Source organism: Laceyella sacchari, from assembly GCF_024927925.1.
GTDB classification, from domain to species: domain Bacteria; phylum Bacillota; class Bacilli; order Thermoactinomycetales; family Thermoactinomycetaceae; genus Laceyella; species Laceyella sacchari.
This window is the reverse complement of record NZ_CP103866.1, coordinates 2329652-2346716: the sequence shown is the minus strand read 5'-3', so window position 1 is coordinate 2346716 and position 17065 is coordinate 2329652. Positions and strand designations below refer to the sequence as shown.

Genomic DNA, 17065 nt, shown 5'->3' with positions numbered 1-17065 from the left:
TTATCTTGACACGTTTTAAACGGTTCACGTTGGAAACGTATGTAGTGGCGATGGTTGCGATCGCCATTGATGCGATCATCCTGGCTCCGGCCTTGCCTTTTGTGATGAGTGAGTATCATGTGCCCATTCATTGGGGAGTGTGGACCATCTCGTTGCACCTTGCTGTTTTTTCCATGGCTTTGCCGGTGATTGAAAATGCGGCGATGAGCATAGGACGTATGAAAATATTACATGTCGCTCTGGGGCTTTTATTTGTGGGAACGTGGATGGTGTTCACGGTTAAGTCTTGGGTGTGCTTGATGTGTGGAAGAATCATTCAAGCAGTGGGCATAGGTGGCGCCATTCCCTATATTTCTGTGCAGGTTCGCCGCATCATGGCCCAACAAAATCGTCAATGGCAATCGATGGCCATGTTGGTGTTGGGGAGCACGGTGGCCTCCATCCCGTGGTTGGTTTCAGGACTTATTGAGTTGCTCGGTTGGCGGTTTGCTTTTTTGTTCCACGGGTTGGGGGGCGTGGCTTTGTTTGTCGTCTCCCGCAGATGGGTTTGTTCTGACCGCCCCCAACGAATGCGCGTCACCGGAGGGGCGTCCATTTTCTTTTTCGGGCTGATCTTGTTTTTCGTCATGGCTGGATTGACGAAGACGGATTTGTTGGGGGGATGGCCTGCTATTGCGCAACCGGATGTATTGCCTTTGTGGATCATGGGCGTGGGAATGATTGTTCCGTTGTTGATGGTGGAACGGCAAAAAAGCCAACCGTTTTTTGAACCGCATCTTTTCGCCAATTGGCGGTTTTGGCTTCTGTATGGCCAAGCCGGACTATCCGGATTCATTTGGACGGGGTTCGTGCTAATACCTTTTTGGGCTGCGTACAGTTACGGATTTGATCATATCACTGCTGGTGCATTGTTCTGTTACTTGGTACTTTGCTCTTTGTTTGCACTGTCATTGGTGCAGTCGGTGGCGAGAGCATGGGGCTTTCGATGGACGGCAGTGTTCGGGTATGGACTGAGTGCGCTGTCTTTTCTCGCTTTGGCGCTAAACCCGCCGTTTGTCTGGTCATTCACCGCGTTTGGTTTGCTTAGTTTCGGCCTGAGTTTTGTGTTAGCCGCGCCCGTTCATCAGCCGCTGTTTGCTTGGGTGCCCAATCGGCGCATGCGCAGTGGGATGATGGCGTTGGGGATGTTTCGCGTGGCGGGGGGAGCAATCGGCCTTCTCACCGTGAGCCGAATTTTCACCGCGGCCGATACCCGGCTGTTGTTTTGGACAGCGGATATGGCCTTGCCATCGCAAGTGGTTGCCGCGGGAGTGTCAAGTGTTTATTGGTTTTCGGCCTTTGCATCGCTCGCAGGCATTTTTCTCAGCATGTTGGTGCGATTTCAGCGTCCCGTTCTATGAACTTTTCGTGATATACTATAGAAAGGTAAGCAAAGTATACGATAAAGAAGGAGTCACATATGGAAATCAAAGCGAGCAGGCTACCCGTTGGCAACCCGTTTATGGAGCGTTATCTGGCTGATGACGAATGGGTGCGGGCTTTTTATGAGTATAATCCATGGGATGAATGTAGCGTTTCGAATCGATTGGAATACATTGAGCAGGAGTGGCGCGGTGCTGATCGGGCGGAGCTGGCCGAGGTCATACGGGCGTATCACACTCCAGAGCTGTTGCATCCGGCTGTTGAGCGCAATCTGACCCGCTTGGCAGATTCCAAAAGCTTGGTTGTTATCGGAGGGCAACAGGCGGGGCTGATGACTGGCCCATTGTATACCTTGTACAAAGCAATCACACTGATCCAGTTGGCGAAACAGGAAGAAGCCCGATTAGGGCGCCCTGTCATTCCGGTGTTTTGGATTGCAGGTGAAGATCACGACAGCGAAGAAGTGAATCACATCCATGTGCATGACCGCCATGACGGCTTGACCAAAGTGGAATGGACGGGACAGCTGTCAGGCAAGCAACCCGTGTCCATGCAAATGATGCAACCAGAGGAGATGGCAGCCTACCTGCAAACATTGATCCAGATCATGGGGGATGGTGCGGAGAAACGGGAATGGCTGGAGGAGATGCAAGAGTTACTGGAGGGCCCGGTCGGCTGGACACGGCATTTCGCACGGATCATGCACCGTCTGTTCGGTCGGGAAGGGCTCCTGCTGATCGACTCGGCTGATCCTGGTTTGCGCCGCTTGGAAGCGCCGTTTTTCACTGTTTTGATTGATCAAAGCGCATCAATTCAAGAACGAGTGCAACAAGCGAGTGCCGGATTGGTGGCGTCGGGCCTTACCGAACCAGTACATTTGCAAGATGGGCAAGGAAATCTGTTTTTGATGGAAGCAGGTGAACGGCAAGCCTTGTACCGTGGTGTGGGAGGCTGGGTAACCAAAAACGGCGAAACGCGGTTGACGCACGAAGAACTGGTCAACATCGCGCATGAGTCGCCGGTGCGATTGAGCAATAATGTGATCACCCGGCCATTGATGCAGGAATATCTGTTTCCAACCCTTTATTTTGTGGGTGGGCCCGGTGAAGTGGCTTATTGGGGTTTGCTCAAGCAAGCCTTTGCACAAGTGGGTTTGCGTATGCCAATCGTGCTTCCCCGCCTACAGGTGACGATCCTGGATCGCAGGGTGCAAAAGCGCATGAATGAGTTTGGGCTTTCTGCGACAGATGTGCTGGCTGGCCTCGATGATAAGCGGGAAGCGTGGTTAGCAGAGCGGGTGCCCTTTGCGCTTTCGGAACGCTTTGCCACAGCCAAACAGATCATCGAGCAGGAATACGAAGCGCTGATAACTGATCTGGAGCAAGGGATTGGCAGAAATACGCGGGAAATCGGGCAAAAGAACCTGAGCAAAATTTTAGCGCAAGTAGAGTATTACCAGCATTTCACTGAGAGAGCCGTGCGGGAGAAACACCAGGTTGAGTTGCGCCATTGGGAGGAGCTGTCGCTGGCAGTCACGCCTGACGGCAAATTGCAAGAACGGGTGTATAACTTCCTTTCTCTTTGGAACGCTTGGGGATTGGATTGGCTACACCGCCTGTTGGAAACCCCGCTGGTCGGCCAAGGGCGGCGGCATGTGCATTATTGTATGTTCTTATAATCCGAATTTGTTAATGGGATTACTTGATGTATAATATATCTGTTGGTGAATAAAGAAACGCATGCATTTGAGGAGGAGCGACATGAATAGTTTGGATAAAAGCACCATCCGCGATGTTAACTTGGCTCCGGCGGGACGCCTGAAAATGGATTGGGCCAAGGAACATATGCCCGTGTTAAACCGCTTACGCGAACGGTTATCGGTAGAGAAGCCCCTGGCTGGTAAAAAAGTAGCAATCTCTTTGCATTTGGAAGCGAAAACCGCTTGCTTGGCGGAGTTGATTCGTGACGCTGGTGCAGAAGTGACAATTACCGGGAGCAATCCGCTTTCTACCCAAGATGATATTGCGGCAGCACTGGCGGTAGCGGGCATCACCGTTCATGCTAAATACGATCCCACGCCGGAAGAATACAAAGAACACCTGATCAAAACCTTGGAAGAAAAGCCGGATTACATAATCGATGATGGCGGCGACCTTGTGGGAATCCTGCACAGTGAGCGCCCAGACCTCCTGGAGAATGTGAAGGGCGGTTGTGAAGAAACCACGACGGGCATTTTGCGCCTGCGTGCGTTGGAAAAAGCAAAAGAGTTGCGGTTCCCGATGATCGCCGTCAATGACGCTTGCTCCAAATTCCTGTTTGACAACCGGTATGGAACGGGCCAATCGGTGTGGGACGGAATCAATCGCACCACCAACTTGGTGGTCGCCGGCAAAACCGTCGTCGTGGTCGGCTATGGCTGGTGTGGACGTGGCGTGGCTATGCGGGCCAAAGGGCTTGGAGCTCGCGTTATTGTGACCGAGGTTGATCCAATTAAAGCGACTGAGGCGTACATGGACGGCTACCTGGTCATGCCGATGAGCGAAGCGGCGAAGCAAGGGGATTATTTCGTGACCACCACCGGCAACAAAAACGTGGTGAACGCCGATCATCTCCGCGAGATGAAACATGGCGCGATTTTGGCTAATGCCGGCCATTTTAATGTGGAAATCGATGTAGAAGCGCTGGAGCAAATGAGCGTGAGCAAACAAACGGTACGCAAAGACATTGAAGAGTACACCCTTGAAGACGGACGGAAGCTGTACCTGCTCGCTGAAGGGCGTTTGGTCAACTTGGCCGCAGGTGATGGCCATCCAGCGGAAATCATGGACATGACCTTCGCACTCCAAGCGCTCTCGCTGTTGTACGTGGCGGAGAACCATGAACAGATCGGGCCGCGCGTGCTGGATGTACCGTACCAAATCGATGAGCAAGTCTCCCGGTACTTCTTGGAGGCTAACGGTGTCCAAATCGACAGTTTGACCCCGGCGCAGGAAAAATACCTGGCGAGCTGGGAACTGGAATGAATGGAAAATGATGTAAATTAGGCTGTTAAATCCTGCACATGAGTGCAGGATTTTTTAATGGGCGTGTGGTATAATTACCAATGTGGTGGAAAGTGGAGGGAAGTGGTAGGGAAGGGGGAGAGAGGGGAGTGACAGTGGGATGTTCATGGGTGAGTTTCGGCACAATATCGATGAAAAAGGACGGATCATTGTGCCAGCCAAGTTTAGAGAGGGACTTGGCGATTCATTTGTTATAACCCGCGGATTAGACCACTGTTTGTTTGCATACCCTCAATCCGAATGGAAACAATTAGAACAGAAGTTAAAAACCCTTCCATTTACCAAAGCAGATGCACGTAAATTTACGCGTTTTTTTTTCTCAGGAGCTTGTGAAGCGGAATTGGACAAACAAGGCCGCGTTAACATACCCAACCATCTCCGCGAATTTGCTCAGCTGACAAAGGAATGCGTCATCATCGGCGTCTCCTCACGCGTAGAGATTTGGTGCAAGGAGCGGTGGGATGAGTATTATGAGAGCTCCGAGGAATCATTTAATGAGATCGCAGAAAGCATAGTAGATCTGGATCTGTAGTCAAAGGATGAACAATGTGTTTGAACATGTAACCGTATTACGAGAAGAAGCAGTGGCTGGTTTAAATCTGAAGCCGGACGGGGTGTATGTCGACTGCACGCTAGGCGGGGCGGGACACAGCCGCCTCATTGCTGAGCAGCTGGGTCCGTCAGGCACACTGATCGGATTGGATCAAGACCAGATGGCGCTTGATCATGCCGAGGAGCGCTTGGTCGGCGTTTCTTGTCGGCTCCATTTGGTCAAAACCAATTTTCGGCACATCGCCCGTGCCGTTAAAGGGTTGGGATTTGAATCGGTTGATGGCATACTGTTTGACTTGGGGGTATCTTCTCCGCAATTGGATCAGGGAGAAAGAGGTTTTAGCTACCACCAAGAAGCCCCCTTGGACATGCGAATGGACAAAGAGCAGGAGCTGAGCGCCTTTCAGGTGGTGAATGAGTGGCCTGAAGAGGAGCTCGTCCGCATCCTGTTTGAATACGGGGAAGAGAAGTTTTCACGCCGCATCGCTAAAATGATCGTGAAAGAGCGTAGCAAGGCGCCAATATCGACCACACTGCAATTGGTCGACATCATCAAGCAAGCCGTGCCTGCGCCAGCGCGCCGAACGGGGCCACACCCTGCACGACGCTCATTTCAAGCGATCCGTATCGCCGTCAATGATGAATTGAACGCGTTTCGCGATGCGCTTGCCGACTCGGTCGGACTTCTCCGCCCACAAGGCCGAATCAGCGTCATCACATTCCATTCGTTGGAAGATCGCATATGCAAGCAGTTTTTTCTAGAAGAAGCCAAAGGATGTGTTTGTCCACCTACCTTTCCGGTTTGTACCTGCGGACAGACACCAAGGCTAAAGATCATTACGAGGAAACCGCTTTTACCAACAGATAAAGAAATAGAGAGAAATCCAAGAGCACGTTCTGCCAAATTGAGGGTCGCAGAGAAAATATAAAAAAAGAGGGATGAAGGAGAAGTCGGTAGCGTGAGGAGGATTCATATATGAGACGGGATCAATATAACGTTGCGGTCGCCCGCCCCTTTGAGAAGCCTTATACGAAAGTGCGGGACAAAAAACAGAAAGCGCCCCGCACGATCGTCACGGTGGGCGAAAAATTGCTATACTTGTCTAGCGTCATCGTCTGTGTGGCGTTAGCGTTGGTGGTTTTGTCCAAATATGCCAAAGTCAACGAATTGAATGTGGCGTTGCAAGAAACGAACGCAGCCATTGAAGAAGCACACAAGGTCAATTTCAAACTGGAGACGGAGAAAAAAAAGCTGGCGGATGTTGAGCGGATTCGAAAGTTTGCGGAGAGCAACGGCTTGGAATTGACCACCCCCAAATACCTCCCGTCGATTCGGCCATGATGAGAGAGTTTTCATCGACTAACAGCACCACCAATGAAATGGATTCGTAGATGGGAGAGGCTGAATCATGGGCTCGCTGATTAAGAAGAGCAAAGAGCGTTCTCTTCTGATCGGACTCCTATGGTTGCTCTGTTTGGTTGTGTTGATTTTCCGCCTGTTTTGGTTGCAAACTTTTAACCATGATGAGTTGTTGGCTCAAGCAAAAGAAGAGTGGATCAAATCAGAAAAGATCAAGCCGAAGCGTGGCAGTATCTATGACCGAACCAAGGGACAACCATTAGCATGGGAAGTGGACGCTTACTATTTTGTAGCTGATACAAGCAAAGTCAAAGATGTGAAGGGGACGGCAAACGTGCTGTCGCCCATTCTGGGTATCGATCGGGATGTGTTGATTCGCAAATTGAGCGTGAAAGATGGTTCAGTTGAGCTTAGGGACAAAGGCAAATACAAATATCCCGAAAACGTGTACCGTCAAGTCGTGGCGTTGCGGGAAAAAGGGAAGATCCATGGTATTTACGCCTTCTCTACAACGATGCGTCAGTATACCCGTTCAACAGCTGCGCATCTTTTGGGGTTTGTGAATGTGGATGGCAAAGCCGTCGGCGGCGTCGAGCAGTTTTATGACAAGCTGTTGCGTGGCGAAGCGGGCTATGTCAAATATCTCAAGGCGAAAAATGGCATGATGATTTCGGACACGCCGGATAAAAACCAACCGCCGCAACAAGGGAAAGATCTCGTACTTACCATTGATTCTCAAATTCAATCGCAGGTCGATTTGGAGCTGGAAGAAGCGATCAAAAATTATCAAGCCAAAGGCGGAACGGCGATTGTAGCAGATCCTCACACTGGCGAGATTTTGGCCATGGCCAGCCGGCCGACATTTGATTCAAACTCGTACGCATCCACATTGAATGACGAAAATCGGACCAACCGAGCGATTGAGAGCCAATTTGAACCGGGGTCAACCTTTAAAATCGTGACATTGGCCGCGGCGATTGAAGAGGGGATCTTCAACGCAAACAAGACTTTCCAATCGGGTGCGATCAACATCGCTGGCCAAATCATTCGCGATTGGAATGGCACCGGATGGGGGGAGATTAGCTTCCGGGAAGGTGTCAAGCAATCGAGCAATGTGGCATTTGTTCTGCTGGGCAAGGCGCTGGGGCCCAAGAAACTGGCTGATTACATTGACCGGTTTGGCTTCGGCAAGATTACCGAGCGATTTGGTAAAAAGACCGGAATCGATCTTCCGGCAGAGGCACGGGGCGTGTTTTTTGGTCGTGACCTCTATCCGGCAGAATTGGCTGCCACATCTTTCGGGCAAGGTGTATCTGTCACCCCGATTCAACAGGTTGCTGCTATTTCCGCTGTGGCCAACGGCGGAAAGTGGATCAAACCCCATGTCTTGAAAGAGGTGTGGGAACCTCAGCTTAAACGTAAAGTGAAAGAGGTCAAGCCCGAGAGTAAGCGTATTATTCAGGAGTCGACGGCCAAAAAGGCCCGTGAGCTATTGCGTGAAGTGGTGCGCAGTGGTACGGGAACCAAGGCGGATTTGGCAGGGTATCGCGTAGCCGGCAAAACAGGTACAGCCCAAAAGCCAGACCCTACCGGCAATGGATATTTGAAAGGCAAGCATATGGTCTCATTCATTGGTTTTGCTCCTTATGACCATCCGGACTTGGTTGTTTATGTGGCCATTGATGAGCCGTTTGTGGAAGGTGGAGAGGCGTCAGGCGGTACGGTAGCCGCTCCTGTCGCCAAAAGCATCTTGGAGAAAGCCCTGCCGATTCGCAAAGTCGAACGAAACCAATATGCGGACGGCGTAAAATGAGAAGCGCTGCGCTCCGCTGATAGGCGGTCGGCCGGTCAATCATATAAATGGAAAGCCTGGCAAGGAGTCGGGCTTTGCCAACAAACCACCAGTTGCATCAAGGGCAACTGGTTTTTTATTGCCATGGGAAGCTTGTCATTTTTCTTTTCTCGTTCACATAGCTTGAAGGTAAGAAGAGACTCCGGAAGAGAGGAAGGAAAACATGCGTGGTCGACGGGTAGTAGTCAGGAAACGGTTGTTCTCCTTGTTACTCATCGCTGTCTTCATATTGACGGCGTTGATGGGTAGATTGGCTTATGTCCAATTATTTCAAGGTACGTGGTTAGCGGAAAAGGCGAAAGACCTGTGGAGCCGCGACATTCCTTTTGAAGCGAAGCGGGGGAAATTGCTTGATCGCAATCGAAAAGAGCTCGCTTACAATGTAAGCACGCCATCGGTCATGGCCATACCGGCACAGCTCAAGGACCCGGCCAAGACGGCAAAAATACTGGCCAGCATTTTGCAGGGGCCTGAAGAAAAGATTTATGAACAAATCACCAAAAGAGAAGTCATCAATCGCATCACGCCGTGGGGTCGGAAAATATCCGAAGAAAAGGCTCGTGAGATTCAAGGGCTTCGGTTGCCGGGAATTGCCGTCGTCGAGGACAGCAAGCGGTTTTATCCATACGGCTCGATGGCAGCGCATGTCCTGGGGTTCACAGGCATTGACAATCAGGGGCTGGCGGGCATTGAGCTCATTTATGATGAAAAGCTGCGCGGAACCAAGGGCTACGTGTCATTTAGCACCAACGCCAGGGGGGAGAAACTTCCCGGTGGAGTGGATCGCTACACACCGCCCCGTGACGGAATGGACTTGGTCACCACCTTGGATTATCAGATCCAAACCATCATTGAACGCGAGCTGGATCAGGCAATGGCTGAATACCAGCCGGAGAATATCTTGGCGATCGCGATGGACCCGCAGACGGGAGAGTTGCTGGGGATGGCCAGCCGCCCTACCTTTCGCCCCGATCAATACCGGACAACCAATCCGTTGATCTACAACCGCAATTTGCCCATCTGGAAAACGTACGAACCTGGTTCCACCTTCAAGATCATCACCTTGGCGGCCGCATTAGAAGAGAAGAAAGTAAGTCTCAACGAGTCATTCAGTGATCCCGGATATATCATGGTCGGCGGTGCCCGCTTGCGTTGCTGGAAAGCGGGTGGGCATGGACATCAAAACTTTCGGGAGGTTGTGGAGAATTCCTGTAACCCCGGTTTTGTGACCCTGGGGCAACGCTTGGGTAAAACCACCCTTTTCTCATACATCCGCAAATTTGGGTTTGGACAAAAAACGGGTATCGATTTAAACGGTGAAGCCAAAGGCATTTTATTCAAAGAGAGTCGGGTAGGGCCAGTAGAGCTGGCTACCACCGCTTTCGGCCAGGGAGTGTCGGTGACACCGATTCAGCAAGTGGCCGCCGTATCCGCGGCGATCAATGGGGGAGTGCTGTATGAACCGCACCTGGCCAAAGGATGGGTTGATCCGGAAACAGGAGAGATGGTGGAAGAAATTAAACCCAAAGTGAAGCGACGCGTGATTTCCAAAGAAACATCCTATCAGGTTCGCAACGTTCTAGAGAGCGTAGTGGCACGGGGTACAGGCCGCAAGGCGTTTGTCGATGGATACCGAGTGGGAGGTAAAACAGGAACAGCGCAGAAAGTAGGGCCAGACGGACGGTATATGAGAAACAACCATATCGTTTCGTTTATCGGGTTTGCCCCCGCCGATGATCCCCGTTTGGTAGTGTACGTCGCAGTTGACAACCCGAAAGGCATTCAGTTTGGCGGTGTGGTCGCTGCGCCGATTGTGGGCGACATCATTGAAGACAGCTTGCGTTATATGAAAGTGCCTAAGCGCAAAAATCAGATTCCCCCAGAAGATACACCGCTAACTCCGGCGTTGGTGGGCACACCCAATTTGACCGGACAAGATATTGAACGCATTCGCAACAGCTTGTTCTCATTTCCGCTTCAAGTGTACGGAGAGGGGCGCATTGTGGTCGATCAGATGCCAAAACCCGGCCAGCGGGTGAAAAAGGGCACCACCATTAAGATCTATCTAGGTGATGGGGAGAAGAAAAATGGACGGACTTCTGCACCAAAGCAGGGAAATCGGTCCAATGCTTTGTGATTTCTTTGCAAACAATTTGCAAACAAAATGCAAACGGAGAGAAGTGGTAAACGGGTGCAGTTACTGGGTTTCCCCTGTTTGTCTGGCGTGAGCGGTCTGTCAACGCGCCGCCACGGATGATGGTGTGACAAGTGACAAATAAAACAAAGGAGATTAAAATAGTGGATGTGCATCATCTTGTGCCAGGAATGATGAACCTGGCTTTTTGCTTGTCTGTCCGCTTTTTTGAAAAGGAGGAGCAACATGCAGTTGAAAGAGTTGATCCGGCCGTTGCTGGTACATACGGTGACGGGAGATCCCAATGTGGAAATCACCGGCATCCAAATGGACTCCCGTCTTGTGAAACCGGGAGATTTATTTGTTGCTGTGCGTGGTTTCACAGTTGACGGGCATCAGTATGTATCCGCCGCCATTCAAAACGGGGCTGCGGCCGTGATGGTGGAAAGTCCGGTCGACAGCGACGTGCCGGTCATCATGGTGCCGGATAGTCGGCGGGCGTTGGCGGTTGTCGCGGCGGAATATTACCGTCATCCAACGCGCGAATTAAAATTGATAGGCATCACGGGCACCAACGGAAAAACGACCACTTCCTATCTCATCGAGAAATTGCTCGGTGACGCCGGACATCCCGCGGGGGTGATCGGCACAGTCCAGATGAAGATTGGAGACAAGATTTTTCCGGCCAAACATACGACCCCGGAAGCGCATGATCTGCAAAAAGGATTTCGGATGATGCGGGACGAGGGTTGTGAGTATTCAGTCATAGAAGTCTCTTCGCATGGTCTGGCATTGGGGCGGACACGCGGTAGTCAATTTCACATTGGCGTGTTCACCAATCTGACGCAAGATCATCTGGATTACCATAAGACGATGGAAGAATATCGCCAAGCTAAGGGGCTCCTCTTCAGCCAATTGGGCAACCGTTATACGAGCGAGCCGGGGGAAAATGCGTTTGCTGTGCTGAATGCGGATGATGAGGCATCGGCCTACTACGCGGCGATTACACCAGCGCAAGTGGTTACCTACGGGATCGATCGTCCCGCGGATGTGCGTGCCTCAAACATTCGCATCACTGGGCGCGGGACCGCGTTCACATTGGAAACATTCCGCGGTTCTTGCGAGATAACGCTCCAATTGATCGGCAAGTTTAACGTGTACAATGCCCTAGCTGCTATTAGCGTCGGCTTGATCGAGGGATTGCCATTGGCTGAGATCAAACGGAGCTTGGAGCAAATTCCGGGGGTGAACGGCCGATTCGAGCCAGTGCATGCAGGCCAACCTTATACTGTATTGGTTGACTATGCTCACACACCGGATAGTTTGGAAAATGTGCTTACCACCATTCGCGAGTTTGCGCAGAAGAAGGTTACTTGCGTGGTGGGATGCGGTGGGGATCGCGACCGCACCAAGCGGCCGTTGATGGCCAGAATTGCGGCCAAATACAGTGATTGGACGATTTTCACCTCTGACAATCCTCGTTCGGAGGAGCCGGAAGCCATCATCGAAGACATGTTGGCAGGTATCGACCCGGCTGAACGTGACAAAGTTGTCACGATTGCTGACCGCCGCCAAGCGATCACAGAAGCGATCCGGTTGGCTGAGCCGGGAGACATTATTTTGATCGCTGGGAAAGGGCATGAGACGTACCAAGAGATTCAAGGGGTGCGATACGATTTTGACGACCGCCAAGTGGCTCGGGAAGCCATCGAAGCTAGAGCGGAGGGAGGAAACGGCCAATGAGCATGGAACGGACATGTGAGTGGATAAGCCATGTCACAGGGGGAAAACTTGTCGGCACCCCCACGGCGCGGCATCTGCTTGTGCGGGGAGTTTCGACGGACACCCGGACGCTTCAGGCCAACCAATTGTATGTCCCTCTGGTCGGAGAGCGGTTTGATGGTCATCAGTTCCTGAATCAAGCGGTGGACAAAGGGGCTGCCGCGGCATTGTGGAGTTCTCACCAGCCGTTGCCGGAAACACCACCCATCCCACTGATCGTTGTGGATGATACGCTGTCGGCTTTGCAACGCATCGCTTCCAGCTATCGGGATGAGATGCAAGTACAGGTAGTGGCAGTGACCGGCAGCAATGGGAAGACGACAACCAAAGACTTGATCGCAGCCGTGTTATCGGAAGCGTATCGGGTGCATAAAACCAAAGGTAATTTGAACAACCACATCGGGGTTCCCTTGACGTTGACGTCCATGTCGGAAGATACCCAAGTGGCTGTGGTTGAGATGGGCATGAACCATGCTGGCGAAATCGAGGTTTTGTCACACCTTGCTAAACCGGATGTGGCCGTGATTACCAACATCGGTGAATCCCATCTGGAGTTTCTCGGAAGCCGAGAAGGAATAGCCAAAGCCAAATTGGAAATTAAAAAGGGACTGAATGAGCGAGGGCCGCTCATCTATGACGGAGACGAGCCACTGTTGGCAGGATTGTTGGCTGATGATCCGCATCCTAAGGTGCGGGTGGGCTGGTCTGACGAACTGGATGAGTCACCGGTAGATGTGGAGATGGTCGGCGTTGAAGGGTTCCGTTTCCGTTCGCGTCGATGTGGCACGCCGTTTGTTTTGCCACTATTGGGCAGGCATAATGTCAAAAACGCCTTGATGGCTGTTGCGGTCGGCCGGGCTTTGGGTATGGAAGAGACCGCAATTGCCCGCGGACTGGCCAAAGTGCAACTGACGGGGATGCGCCTAGAATTGAAACAGGCAACCAACGGCATGGACATCATTGATGATGCGTATAACGCCAGCCCCACATCCATGCGCGCAGCCATCGACTTATTGATGGAGCTGGCGCAGGGGAAGGAAAAGTGGGCGTTGCTCGGCGACATCAGAGAAATTGGAAGCACGGAAGAGCAATACCACAGGGAACTGGGAGCTTATGCCGTAGAAAAAGGGGTTTCGCGGCTATATACAGTCGGTGAACGGGGCCGCTGGATCGCCGAAGGTGCGCGGTCGGCCGCTTCAGGGAGTGCGTGCGTCATCCACCATTTCTCTTCCCACGAAGAAGCGGCGCAATTGCTGTCCGCTGAGGGAAACGCGCATATCCTGTTGCTCGTAAAAGCTTCCAGAGCAGTGCAATTAGACATCGTGATACGAAAATTAACAGAAGGAGCGTAGAGGGAGACAATGGGGAATATAGATTATCGCATCTTCTTGGTTCCGCTTGCAGTGGCGTTTGGAATAGCGGTGATATTAGGCCCGGTGATCATTCCGATTTTACGCAGATTGAAGTTTGGGCAGAGCATTCGTGAAGAAGGCCCACAAGCGCATTTGAAAAAGGCGGGCACGCCGACCATGGGCGGGGTCATCATCATGACGGCGATCGCGCTTACGGCGGTTCCGTTTAGCAGCATTCAACTGTTGAACAAAAATGAGTCCGTCATTAACGCTGACTTATTCTTCTTGCTGTTTGCCACCCTGGGCTATGGGATTCTCGGGTTTTTGGACGATTACATCAAGGTCGTGATGAAGCGCAACCTGGGTCTGACGGCGAACCAAAAATTATTCGGGCAATTATTTATCGGTTTGGTCTTATTCTGGGTGTTGTTGCAAGTACGTACACCAAAGGGCGGGTTTATCTTCGACGTGACGGTTCCGGGAACGGATTGGACGATCCAGCTCAACTGGCTGTATTTGCCGCTCTTGTTGGTGATGATGATTGGGGCGTCTAACGCCGTGAACTTGACTGACGGCTTGGACGGGTTGGTTTCAGGTACTGCTGTTTGTGCGTATGGCGCATATGCCATCATCGGTTACATGCAAAGCAATCCGACGGTTACCATCTTCTCTGTCGCTGTCGTCGGGGCATTGCTTGGTTTCTTGGTTTTCAACGCCCATCCGGCCAAAGTGTTTATGGGGGACACCGGTTCCTTGGCCTTGGGTGGGGGGATCGCCGCATTGGCGGTTATCACCAAGACAGAACTCTTGTTGCCGATCATCGGTGGGGTGTTTGTACTGGAAGCCATGTCTGTTATGATCCAAGTGGCTTCGTTCAAGCTGCGTGGCAAACGCGTTTTTCGCATGAGTCCGCTTCACCATCACTTTGAATTGGTCGGTTGGTCCGAATGGCGAGTGGTAACGACGTTCTGGTTTTGGGGATTGATTCTCGCTGTGATTGGAGTCGTGTTAGAGGTGTTCATTAAATGAGTCGTTTGACGAAGGAAAACTGGACAGGTCGTTCAGTTGTCGTACTGGGATTGGCAAGGAGCGGGGTGGCTGTCGCCAAGCTCCTTCACCATTTGGGGGCGAAGGTCGTGGTCAACGACTTGAAACCACGCTCGGCTTGCCCAGAAGCGAGTGAGCTGGAAGCGCTCGGCATTCCGGTCATTTGCGGTGAGCATCCTGATGATTTGATTCATGAGCAAGTAGAAATGCTGGTCAAAAATCCGGGCATCCCTTACCGGGCCAAGCCTGTTCAGCAGGCGTTGGCGGCCGGTGTGCCCGTGGTGACAGAAGTGGAAATCGCGGGCGCGTTGTCTGAGGCGCCGATGATTGGCATCACTGGTTCTAACGGTAAGACGACCACGACGTCGTTGGTAGGGCAGATTTTGACGCGCTCCCAAGTGAAGTGCACTGTAGCTGGCAACATTGGTCAAGCGTTGGCCGATGTGGTGGAACAGGTGACAAGCGGCGAATGGTTGGTCGCCGAATTGAGCAGTTTCCAATTGAAGGGAACCGATCAATTTCGCCCACGTATTGCAGCTTTGTTAAACGTATTTCCGGCTCACCTCGATTATCACGAAACCATGGAAGATTATGTGGCGTCGAAGCGCAAGGTTTTTGCCAACCAAGAAGCCGGAGACATTGCTGTTTTAAACGCCGATTCACCGGTTTGCCGGGAAGTGGCGAAGACGATTTCCAGCGATATTTGGTGGTTTAGCCGCACTGCCCCGGTGGAGCAGGGGGTTTATGTACAAGATGGTGTAATTTACGTGATTAACGAAGGTCAGACGCAGGCGATCTTGCCTGTGGATGAAGTTGCGCTACATGGCGATTTCAATTTGGAAAACGCCTTGGCAGCTGCTGCGATCACACTGGCCGCTGGGGCCACGCTTGATGCAGTGGCGCAAACGTTGCGCGAATTTCACGGCGTGGAACATCGGCTGGAATATGTGGCGACCATCAACGGTGTACGTTATTACAACGACTCTAAAGCGACCAATGCCCAGGCGGCTATCAAAGCGCTGGAGGCTTTCACAGAGCCAGTCGTGTGGATCGGCGGGGGCTTGGATCGCGGTGTTGATTTCAAAGAGCTGGTTCCGGTGTTACGTGGCCGCGCTAAAGCTGTCATCACTTATGGACAATCCAAGTCGATTTTGGCTGAACGTGGACGCGATGCCGGGGTGCCAACCGTGCAGGTAGTCGATAATTTGGAAGAAGCGGTGAGCAGGGCCGCTGGTCTGGCTCAAGACGGAGATGTGGTGCTTTTGTCACCGGCTTGTGCCAGCTGGGACCAATACACCTCTTTTGAAGAGCGGGGTAGCATATTTAAACAAGCCGTGCATAGGCTTCAAGTATAAGAAGCTTGCCCAAATCTGTAAGAGGTGAAAACGCCCATGAAAAATGTACGGACTTCTCCCGATTATGTGATTGTTGTCGCGATCTTGCTCTTATTATCCATCGGTGTCCTGATGGTTTACAGCGCGAGTGCTGCATTTGCTTATCACAAATACGGAGATGCCTTTTATTTTGCCAAACGGCAATTTTTGTTTGCCGCCTTGGGCGTTTTCGCGATGTTATGGATTTCTCGGCTGGATCCTCAGAAGTTTTATGAGTGGTCAAAACCCGGCCTTATCATCTGTTTTGTTTTATTGATTGTCGTATTGATTCCGGGTGTCGGCATCTTGCGCAACGGAGCGCGCAGCTGGCTGGGGATCGGGGCGTTTAGCATCCAACCTTCGGAGTTTATGAAATTGGCGATGATCGCTTATTTGTCAAGGATGTACGCAAAACCCGGATTCCCCATCGAATCGTTTGCCAAAGGGTTTGTGCCTGGGCTGATATTGCTGGGCCTGGCCTTCGGAGCCATTATGCTACAACCGGATTTGGGGACGGGAACTGTCCTGATGGGGACGGGTCTCGTCCTGATCTTTGCGGCTGGCGCGCGAATGAAACACCTGGTGGGCTTTATGCTGTTGGGAATTGTGGGTTTCGTGGGTCTCGTGCTGGCTGCTCCTTATCGAATCCAACGGATCGTGGCATTTCTCAACCCCTGGGAAGATCCGCTGGGTGCCGGCTATCAATTAATTCAATCGCTGTATGCGATCGGGCCGGGAGGATTGCTCGGATTGGGATTGGGAATGAGCAAACAGAAGCACCTTTATCTCCCGGAGCCGCATACTGATTTCATTTTTTCCATTTTGGCTGAAGAGCTTGGGTTTATTGGCGCCGCAACAGTGATCTTGTTGTTCGCAATCATCGTGTGGCGCGGCGTGCGCGTGGCCATTACATCACCTGATCTGTTTTCCAGTTTGGTTGCGATGGGGATTACGGCGATGATTATGATTCAAGCAGTAATAAACATCGGCGTGGTATCAGGAGCCTTTCCCGTGACCGGCATCACTTTGCCGTTTTTGAGTTACGGGGGGTCATCGCTGACATTGACGTTGGCGGCCGTCGGGATTTTGCTGAATTTGTCCCGGTTTTCAAACAGATGATTCGGGTGAG

13 protein-coding genes are annotated in these 17065 nt (G+C 51.8%); all 13 read left to right on the top strand.

What is annotated here, in order from left to right; all coding sequences use genetic code 11:
* Nucleotides 1–5: 5 nt before the first annotated feature.
* The 13 genes from NYR52_RS11310 to spoVE all read left to right on the top strand — a co-directional run bounded on the left by NYR52_RS11310 (nt 6) and on the right by spoVE (nt 17055).
* Nucleotides 6–1400, top strand: coding sequence for an MFS transporter (locus tag NYR52_RS11310; RefSeq protein ID WP_259435665.1), 1395 nt, complete (start codon nt 6–8; stop codon nt 1398–1400).
* A gap of 59 nt (nt 1401–1459) precedes the next feature.
* Nucleotides 1460–3100, top strand: coding sequence for a bacillithiol biosynthesis cysteine-adding enzyme BshC (bshC, locus tag NYR52_RS11305; RefSeq protein WP_259435664.1), 1641 nt, complete (start codon nt 1460–1462; stop codon nt 3098–3100).
* A gap of 82 nt (nt 3101–3182) precedes the next feature.
* Complete coding sequence (locus tag NYR52_RS11300) at nt 3183–4445, top strand: adenosylhomocysteinase (RefSeq protein WP_022736467.1); 1263 nt, start codon at nt 3183–3185, stop codon at nt 4443–4445.
* 139 nt (nt 4446–4584) lie between these two features.
* Nucleotides 4585–5016 (top strand): division/cell wall cluster transcriptional repressor MraZ, encoded by a 432-nt coding sequence (gene mraZ, locus NYR52_RS11295; RefSeq protein ID WP_022736466.1) that lies wholly within the window; start codon nt 4585–4587, stop codon nt 5014–5016.
* A 16-nt stretch (nt 5017–5032) separates the two neighbouring features.
* Nucleotides 5033–5965 (top strand): 16S rRNA (cytosine(1402)-N(4))-methyltransferase RsmH, encoded by a 933-nt coding sequence (rsmH, locus tag NYR52_RS11290; RefSeq protein WP_022736465.1) that lies wholly within the window; start codon nt 5033–5035, stop codon nt 5963–5965.
* Between the two features lie 47 nt (nt 5966–6012).
* Nucleotides 6013–6378, top strand: coding sequence for a cell division protein FtsL (gene ftsL, locus NYR52_RS11285; RefSeq protein ID WP_022736464.1), 366 nt, complete (start codon nt 6013–6015; stop codon nt 6376–6378).
* Between the two features lie 67 nt (nt 6379–6445).
* Nucleotides 6446–8209 (top strand): peptidoglycan D,D-transpeptidase FtsI family protein, encoded by a 1764-nt coding sequence (locus NYR52_RS11280; RefSeq protein ID WP_022736463.1) that lies wholly within the window; start codon nt 6446–6448, stop codon nt 8207–8209.
* A gap of 202 nt (nt 8210–8411) precedes the next feature.
* Nucleotides 8412–10385, top strand: coding sequence for a stage V sporulation protein D (locus NYR52_RS11275; protein WP_022736462.1), 1974 nt, complete (start codon nt 8412–8414; stop codon nt 10383–10385).
* 243 nt (nt 10386–10628) lie between these two features.
* Complete coding sequence (locus NYR52_RS11270) at nt 10629–12125, top strand: UDP-N-acetylmuramoyl-L-alanyl-D-glutamate--2,6-diaminopimelate ligase (RefSeq protein ID WP_132222343.1); 1497 nt, start codon at nt 10629–10631, stop codon at nt 12123–12125.
* On the top strand, nt 12122–13516 hold the full coding sequence (locus NYR52_RS11265) for a UDP-N-acetylmuramoyl-tripeptide--D-alanyl-D-alanine ligase (protein WP_246026934.1): 1395 nt from the start codon (nt 12122–12124) through the stop codon (nt 13514–13516). Before NYR52_RS11270 ends, NYR52_RS11265 begins: the two co-directional genes overlap by 4 nt.
* Nucleotides 13517–13525: 9 nt before the next feature.
* Nucleotides 13526–14545: a phospho-N-acetylmuramoyl-pentapeptide-transferase gene (gene mraY / locus NYR52_RS11260; protein ID WP_022736459.1), complete on the top strand. Its 1020-nt coding sequence runs from the start codon at nt 13526–13528 to the stop codon at nt 14543–14545.
* The gene (gene murD, locus NYR52_RS11255; RefSeq protein ID WP_259435663.1) at nt 14542–15918 is read left to right on the top strand and encodes a UDP-N-acetylmuramoyl-L-alanine--D-glutamate ligase; all 1377 of its coding nucleotides are present in this window, start codon (nt 14542–14544) and stop codon (nt 15916–15918) included. Before mraY ends, murD begins: the two co-directional genes overlap by 4 nt.
* Nucleotides 15919–15954: 36 nt before the next feature.
* Nucleotides 15955–17055 carry a stage V sporulation protein E gene (gene spoVE / locus NYR52_RS11250; protein ID WP_022736457.1) on the top strand — a complete coding sequence of 367 codons (1101 nt, stop codon included), beginning with the start codon at nt 15955–15957 and terminating at the stop codon, nt 17053–17055.
* Nucleotides 17056–17065: the final 10 nt, after the last annotated feature.

What these genes read in the sequence shown, in the direction of transcription:
- bshC (WP_259435664.1), top strand. Translation starts at nt 1,460, where the DNA reads ATGGAAATCAAAGCGAGCAGGCTACCCGTTGGCAACCCGTTTATGGAG.
- NYR52_RS11300 (WP_022736467.1), top strand. Translation starts at nt 3,183, where the DNA reads ATGAATAGTTTGGATAAAAGCACCATCCGCGATGTTAACTTGGCTCCG.
- mraZ (WP_022736466.1), top strand. Translation starts at nt 4,585, where the DNA reads ATGTTCATGGGTGAGTTTCGGCACAATATCGATGAAAAAGGACGGATC.
- ftsL (WP_022736464.1), top strand. Translation starts at nt 6,013, where the DNA reads ATGAGACGGGATCAATATAACGTTGCGGTCGCCCGCCCCTTTGAGAAG.
- NYR52_RS11280 (WP_022736463.1), top strand. Translation starts at nt 6,446, where the DNA reads ATGGGCTCGCTGATTAAGAAGAGCAAAGAGCGTTCTCTTCTGATCGGA.
- NYR52_RS11275 (WP_022736462.1), top strand. Translation starts at nt 8,412, where the DNA reads ATGCGTGGTCGACGGGTAGTAGTCAGGAAACGGTTGTTCTCCTTGTTA.
- NYR52_RS11270 (WP_132222343.1), top strand. Translation starts at nt 10,629, where the DNA reads ATGCAGTTGAAAGAGTTGATCCGGCCGTTGCTGGTACATACGGTGACG.
- NYR52_RS11265 (WP_246026934.1), top strand. Translation starts at nt 12,122, where the DNA reads ATGAGCATGGAACGGACATGTGAGTGGATAAGCCATGTCACAGGGGGA.
- mraY (WP_022736459.1), top strand. Translation starts at nt 13,526, where the DNA reads ATGGGGAATATAGATTATCGCATCTTCTTGGTTCCGCTTGCAGTGGCG.
- murD (WP_259435663.1), top strand. Translation starts at nt 14,542, where the DNA reads ATGAGTCGTTTGACGAAGGAAAACTGGACAGGTCGTTCAGTTGTCGTA.
- spoVE (WP_022736457.1), top strand. Translation starts at nt 15,955, where the DNA reads ATGAAAAATGTACGGACTTCTCCCGATTATGTGATTGTTGTCGCGATC.